This is a genomic window from Pseudomonas sp. HMWF006, assembly GCF_003061205.1.
Classification (GTDB): Bacteria; Pseudomonadota; Gammaproteobacteria; order Pseudomonadales; family Pseudomonadaceae; genus Aquipseudomonas; species Aquipseudomonas monsensis.
Genome location: NZ_QAIU01000180.1, coordinates 1 through 6,308, shown reverse-complemented (window position 1 = coordinate 6,308; position 6,308 = coordinate 1). Strand labels below are relative to the sequence as shown.

The window sequence follows — 6,308 nt, the reverse complement described above, 5'->3', positions numbered from 1 at the left end:
ATCGACTCGGTGTTTCAGGTCGATGTATAGCGCAAGACACCTCGGTCGGCCCCCTCTCCCCCCGGAGAGGGGCGAATGGGGGATATTCGAGAGAAGCACCGACCTGAATGAATGTCGGTGAATCCATAATCGACTCAGTGTTTCAGGTCGATGTATAGCGCAAGACACCTCGGTCGGCTCCCTCTCCCCCAGGGAGAGGGCTGGGGTGAGGGGCTTTTGATCTTTAGTTGAATTCATCCCCAACCGGATACCGGCTGGCGTTCAAGCTCTCTTTGATCTTGCGCAAATGCGGCTGGAAATCCACCCCGCGCCGCAAGGTCATGCCGGTCGCCAGCACATCCAGCACGGTCAACTGAATGATCCGCGAGGTCATCGGCATATAGATGTCGGTGTCTTCCGGCAGTGGAATGTTCAGGCTCAGGGTGCTGGCCTTGGCCAACGGCGAATTCTCCGCCGTCAGACCCAGCACCGAAGCACCGTTCTCCCGAGCAATGCGCGCCACTTCCACCAGCTCGCGGGTGCGCCCGGTGTAGGAAATGATCACGAACAACTCACCGGTGTGCGCCACCGAAGCAATCATCCGCTGCATCAGCACATCGGCATGCGCGGTGACCGCCAGGTTGAAGCGGAAGAACTTGTGCTGCGCATCCAGCGCCACCGGTGCCGAAGCGCCGAGGCCGAAGAAGTGGATCTGCCGCGCCTGAATCAACAGGTCGACGGCGCGGCTGATCAGGTTCGGGTCCAACGCCTGGCAAGCGCTGTCCAGCGAGGCGATGGCACTGCCGAAAATCTTCTGCGTGTACGCCTCGGGATTGTCATCGGCTTCCACCGCACGGCTGACATACGCTGCGCCACTGGCCAGGCTCTGCGCCAGTTGCAGCTTGAGTTCAGGATAGCCGCTGACACCGAACGAACGGCAGAAACGGTTGACCGTCGGCTCGCTCACCGACGCCGCCTGGGCGAGGGCGGCGATGCTGAAGCGGGTGGCCTGCTGCGGGTTGAGCAGGATCACCTCGGCGACTTTGCGTTCGGCCTTGTTCAGCTCTTCAAGGCGACTCTGGATCTGTTCCAGTAAATTTCGCACGCGGTCCATATGAAATTCCTAATTCACCTGCGCAAAGGTGCGCCGGGCTATGCAAATTGGGCCTTTGATATGGCCCGTAACGGTGGCCTATCCTACTGATGGCTCCGACCGACCACCACTCGGAATCTGTATTTTGCGAAAATGTTGTGGTTATTACTACATTTTCCCTTGAGTGATGCCTTGAAAAAAGGTATTTGTAGCTTAACTTGATAAAAGAACAAACATCATGCCTTCGATTACGGTTGAACCGTGCACCTTTGCCTTGTTCGGCGCTCTTGGCGATCTGGCCCTGCGCAAGCTGTTTCCTGCCCTTTACCACCTCGATGGCGCTGACCTGTTGCACGAGGACACGCGGATCATCGCGCTGGCCCGTGAAGCCGGTAGCGAACAGCAGCACCTGGCGTTCATCGCCGCCGAATTGCGTCGGTATGTCGGCAAAGAGCTGGACGAAGCCGTGGCCGAGCGCTTTCTGGCGCGCCTGACTTATCTGCACGTCGACTTCCTCAAGGCTGAAGACTATGTGGCGCTGGCCGAACTGGCCGGCAGCGCGCAACGCATGATTGCCTACTTCGCCACACCGGCGGCGGTGTACGGCGCGATCTGTGAGAACCTGGCGAAAGTCGGTCTGGCGGAAAATACTCGCGTGGTCCTGGAAAAGCCGATCGGCTCCGACCTTGAGTCCTCACGCAAAGTGAACGACGCCGTGGCGCAGTTTTTCCCGGAAAACCGCACCTACCGCATCGACCACTATCTGGGCAAAGAGACCGTCCAGAACCTGATCGCCCTGCGTTTCGCCAACAGCCTGTTCGAAACCCAGTGGAACCAGAATTACATCTCCCACGTGGAAATCACCGTGGCCGAGAAGGTCGGCATCGAAGGCCGTTGGGGCTACTTCGACAAGGCCGGCCAACTGCGCGACATGATCCAGAACCACCTGTTGCAGCTGCTGTGCCTGATCGCCATGGACCCGCCGGCCGACCTGTCGGCTGACAGCATCCGTGACGAAAAGGTAAAAGTGCTCAAGGCCCTGGCGCCGATCAGTCCGGAAGGCCTGACCACTCAGGTGGTGCGCGGCCAATACATCGCCGGCCACAGCGAAGGCAAGTCCGTACCGGGCTATCTGGAAGAACCGAATTCCAACACCCAGAGCGACACCGAAACCTTCGTCGCTTTGCGTGCCGACATCCGCAACTGGCGCTGGGCCGGCGTGCCGTTCTACCTGCGGACCGGCAAGCGCATGCCGCAGAAGTTGTCGCAGATCGTCATCCACTTCAAGGAACCGTCGCACTACATTTTCGCGCCGGAACAACGCCTGCAGATCAGCAACAAACTGATCATCCGTCTGCAACCGGACGAAGGCATTTCCCTGCGCGTGATGACCAAAGAGCAGGGCCTCGACAAAGGCATGCAACTGCGCAGCGGCCCGCTGCAACTGAATTTCTCCGACACCTGGCGCAGTGCGCGGATCCCCGACGCCTACGAGCGGTTGTTGCTGGAAGTGATGAACGGCAATCAGAACCTGTTTGTCCGTAAAGATGAAATCGAAGCCGCGTGGAAGTGGTGTGACCAGTTGATCGCCGGCTGGAAAAAGTCCGGTGACGCGCCCAAGCCGTATGCGGCCGGGTCGTGGGGGCCGATGAGCTCGATTGCACTGATCACGCGGGACGGGAGGTCGTGGTATGGCGATATCTGATGTGCAACTGCCTGCGGGCGTGAATGCCCACGAGTTCAAGAGCCCGGTGCTGTTGGCCGAAGGTCTGGCGCTGAATGTGGCCAAGCAATTGAGCGAGGCCATTGCTGCACGCGGCAACGCGGTGCTGGTGGTGTCCGGCGGTCGCAGCCCGGTGGCGTTCTTTCAGCACCTGGCCAAGCAGGCGCTGGACTGGTCGAAAGTCGTCGTGACCCTGGCCGATGAACGCTGGGTCCCGGTTGAGCACGCCGACAGCAATGCCGGTCTGCTCAAGCAGTACCTGCTCAAAGGCCCGGCGGCCAAGGCGCAGTTCCTCAGCCTCTACAGCGCTGCGGCGAACGTTGAGCAAGCTGCTGAACACGCCGATCGCCTGCTCGCCGAATTGCCACCGATTGACGTGCTGGTGCTGGGCATGGGCGATGACGGTCACACCGCGTCGCTGTTCCCCGACAGCCCGAACCTCGCCGAAGCGTTGCAGGCCGATGGCAGCCGTCGCTGCTGGCCGATGCTGGCGCCGACCGTGCCGCGTCAGCGCCTGACCATGAGTCGCGCGCTGCTGGCGTCGGCCAGGCACAAGATTCTGTCGATTTCCGGTCAGTCGAAGCTGACCACCCTGAATGCCGCACTGGCATCCGACGACGTCGCGGCCATGCCGGTGCGCGCGTTTCTGCAACCTACGTTAGAGATTTACTGGTGCCCATGAGCCAAGGAACAGCCGCTATGACAACCCCATCCCCGACCGTTTCCATGGCGGACAAAGTTGCCCTGATCGACAGCCTCTGCGCCAAGGCGCGGATTCTGCCGGTGATCACCATCGCCCGTGAGCAGGACGTACTGCCGCTGGCCGACGCCCTGGCCGCTGGTGGCCTGACGGCGCTGGAAGTGACCCTGCGTTCGCAGTTCGGTCTCAAGGCAATCCAGATCCTGCGCGAGCAACGCCCGGAGCTGGTAACCGGTGCCGGCACCGTGCTCGATCGCAACATGCTTGCGGCGGCTGAAGCGGCGGGTTCGCAATTCATCGTCACCCCGGGCATCACCCGTGATCTGCTCGAAGCCAGCGTCGACAGCCCGATTCCGCTGTTGCCGGGCATCAGCAACGCCTCCGGCATCATGGAAGGCTACGGTTTGGGTTATCGCCGCTTCAAGCTGTTCCCGGCGGAAGTCAGCGGCGGCGTGGCGGCGATCAAGGCGCTCGGCGGCCCGTTCGGCGAAGTTAAATTCTGCCCGACCGGCGGGGTTGGCCCGGCCAACATCAAGAGCTACATGGCGCTGAAAAACGTCATGTGCGTGGGCGGTAGCTGGATGCTCGATCCGGAGTGGATCAAGAACGGCGACTGGGCGCGCATTCAGGAATGCACCGCTGAAGCCCTTGCGCTGCTGGATTAACAGTTTTACCTGACACTTCGTTGTGTGTTCTACGGCTTTACGGTGCGCTTGGTCGGTGCACCGTTTTTTTTTGCCCGGCAAAAACCTGTTCCGGCCAGCGCTGCCACAATTGAAGTTACGCGGCGATACATAGTTACCGCACACAGGTTTTTCCACGGCGCTAATCTGCGTTCATCTTATGGATGAGAGAACGTGTCATGGACCCAGACTTCGCAATCCCCGTACCCTGTCCGGTGTATCAACTGGCCCCCGAGCAGATCGCCGGGCCGTTTTTCCGTAATCCAAAACTGCTGCGTCGCAATATCAGCGAAGGTGCGGATGGTTTGCCACTGTTGCTGCGCCTGACCATTGTCGATGCCATGACCGCAGAGCCAGTGGTTGGCGCGAGGGTGGATATCTGGCATTGCAACGCGCGGGGCGCGAACGCGGGCGGGTGTCCGGTCAATCAGGGCCTCGATGCCAGGACCGCAATCACCGGCGACGATGACACCTACCTGCGCGGCAGCCAGTTCTGCGATGCCCGGGGCAGGGTGCGCTTCACCACGATTTATCCAGATTCCCATGCCGGCCGGGCGCTGCATCTTCATGTGGCGGTGCGCATGGTTGTCGGCGACGAATATCCCGCCGAGCACGATGTCGCCTGGACCGGCGAGCTGCAGCTCCCGGAAATCATCTCGCGCCCGACACACCACGCCAAAGCCTGGGGCGGGCGCACTTCGATGCGGTTGAACAATGCTTCGGACAGTTTGCCACCCGGCATGGGCCGCGAAGCCTCGACCCTGTATGTATGGCCGATCGGCCGTGACTCCCACGAGGACGGTTACTTCGGGCACCTCACGATCGGCATCGACACCTTTGCGGTGTCGTCGCAGATCAAACCCGAGGATTTCGACAAATACACGCTTTAGCGCATCAGCGCAGTTCGTTCAGCGCGCGAGTCAGCCGTTGCATGTCGCCTGCGGTGGTGGTCAGTCCCGGCGTGATGCGAATGCACGGCCCGCAGGCGGCACCATTGCGGACCACGGTGAACAGGTTGAAGTCATTGAGCAGGCGGTCGGCCATGGCCTTCTGGTCAGCATGTCGGCTGAAGCGCAGCGCGGTGATGCCACAATAAAGCTGCGGATCGTCCGGTGTCATGACCTCGATACCCGGCAGATGACGCACCGCGCTGACCCACAGGTTGCGCAGGTAATTGAGGCGCGCGCCTTTTGCCGGTGCACCGCCGATGGAGCGGTGTTCTTCAAAGACCAGCGGCAAGCTCATCAGCGCCGGAATGTTCGGCGTGCTGTACGGCGTGCGGGCGCGGATGTCGCTGACCGGGTAGTGCATCTCGCCCATGTCCGGGTCGATGTCGGCCAGACGCTGCGGCGCGATATACATGAAGCCGAGTGTCAGCGGCGCGCCGATCCATTTGTGCAGGTTGTAGCCGGCGAAGGCGACGCCGAGGGCTTCGAGGTCGAACTCGATCTGGCCGAGGGCATGGGCACCATCAAGGATGATGTCGATGCCATGCTCTTTGGCCAGCGCCGCGATGGCCTGCACCGGCATCACCAGTCCCGTACGATGGGTGACATGGGTCAACGCCATCAGTTTGAGTTTCGGATGGCGGACGAAGGTTTCGCGATAGGTCTCCAGCAGGCTGTCGAAACTGGCCGGGTGCGAGTGCGCAATCTCGATGACGTCGACGCCGCGATGCTCGCCCAGCCAGCGCATCGCGCCTTTGACCGTGTCGTACTCGAGGTCGCAGATCAGCACCTGATCCCCCGGTTGCAGGCGGTTGTAGTTGCGGATCAGCGATTGCAGGCCTTCGGTGGCATTGCGGGTGAACGCCACACTCTGCGCGCGTACGCCGATCAACTCGGCCAGTTGCGCGCGAATGTCGAGGTGGTCGCGTTGTTCGAATTGCTGGCGCACGTACACCGAGTTGCTGGTGTTGATCAGCTCTATGTTGCGCTGATACTCCTCGATCACCGTGCGTGACATCCGTCCGAAGTAACCGTTTTCCAGGTTCACGGGGCCTGGTTGAACGTCGTAACGGTCGGCGAACGTCTGCCAGAAGGCTTCGTCACGGGCGCGGCGGGTGTTATCGGGCATGGTCGGCAAGCTCAGTAGAGGAGGGCGTTTCAGTGGCGCGGGGCGGGTTTGCCG

Annotated in this window: 6 protein-coding genes; 4 read left to right on the top strand and 2 right to left on the bottom strand. The window is 61.2% G+C overall.

The genetic code is table 11. The features are described 5' to 3' along the window. Nucleotides 1–223 precede the first annotated feature (223 nt). On the bottom strand, nt 224–1,084 hold the full coding sequence (locus DBR24_RS07125; RefSeq protein WP_169842436.1) for a MurR/RpiR family transcriptional regulator: 861 nt from the start codon (nt 1,082–1,084) through the stop codon (nt 224–226). A 226-nt stretch (nt 1,085–1,310) separates the two neighbouring features. Here DBR24_RS07125 and zwf point away from each other — a divergent pair, with 226 nt between their 5' ends. The 4 genes from zwf (at nt 1,311) to DBR24_RS07105 (ending at nt 5,068) form a co-directional block, all read left to right on the top strand. After that, nucleotides 1,311–2,777: a glucose-6-phosphate dehydrogenase gene (gene zwf / locus DBR24_RS07120; RefSeq protein WP_123467130.1), complete on the top strand. Its 1,467-nt coding sequence runs from the start codon at nt 1,311–1,313 to the stop codon at nt 2,775–2,777. Further along, a complete protein-coding gene (gene pgl, locus DBR24_RS07115; RefSeq protein ID WP_128614329.1) occupies nt 2,764–3,477 on the top strand; it encodes a 6-phosphogluconolactonase in 714 nt (237 codons plus the stop codon). Before zwf ends, pgl begins: the two co-directional genes overlap by 14 nt. 17 nt (nt 3,478–3,494) lie before the next feature. Beyond that, entirely contained in the window at nt 3,495–4,160 is a 666-nt protein-coding gene (locus DBR24_RS07110; protein ID WP_007969324.1) for a bifunctional 4-hydroxy-2-oxoglutarate aldolase/2-dehydro-3-deoxy-phosphogluconate aldolase, read from the top strand. Nucleotides 4,161–4,357: 197 nt separating this feature from the next. After that, nucleotides 4,358–5,068, top strand: coding sequence for an intradiol ring-cleavage dioxygenase (locus DBR24_RS07105; RefSeq protein WP_128614328.1), 711 nt, complete (start codon nt 4,358–4,360; stop codon nt 5,066–5,068). 4 nt (nt 5,069–5,072) lie between these two features. Here DBR24_RS07105 and DBR24_RS07100 read toward each other — a convergent pair whose 3' ends face one another. After that, on the bottom strand, nt 5,073–6,254 hold the full coding sequence (locus tag DBR24_RS07100) for an aminotransferase class V-fold PLP-dependent enzyme (protein ID WP_128614327.1): 1,182 nt from the start codon (nt 6,252–6,254) through the stop codon (nt 5,073–5,075). Nucleotides 6,255–6,308: the final 54 nt, after the last annotated feature.

Coding starts and splice junctions, on each gene's coding strand:
- DBR24_RS07100 (WP_128614327.1), bottom strand. CDS start 6,254: ATGCCCGATAACACCCGCCGCGCCCGTGACGAAGCCTTCTGGCAGACG.
- DBR24_RS07105 (WP_128614328.1), top strand. CDS start 4,358: ATGGACCCAGACTTCGCAATCCCCGTACCCTGTCCGGTGTATCAACTG.
- DBR24_RS07110 (WP_007969324.1), top strand. CDS start 3,495: ATGACAACCCCATCCCCGACCGTTTCCATGGCGGACAAAGTTGCCCTG.
- pgl (WP_128614329.1), top strand. CDS start 2,764: ATGGCGATATCTGATGTGCAACTGCCTGCGGGCGTGAATGCCCACGAG.
- zwf (WP_123467130.1), top strand. CDS start 1,311: ATGCCTTCGATTACGGTTGAACCGTGCACCTTTGCCTTGTTCGGCGCT.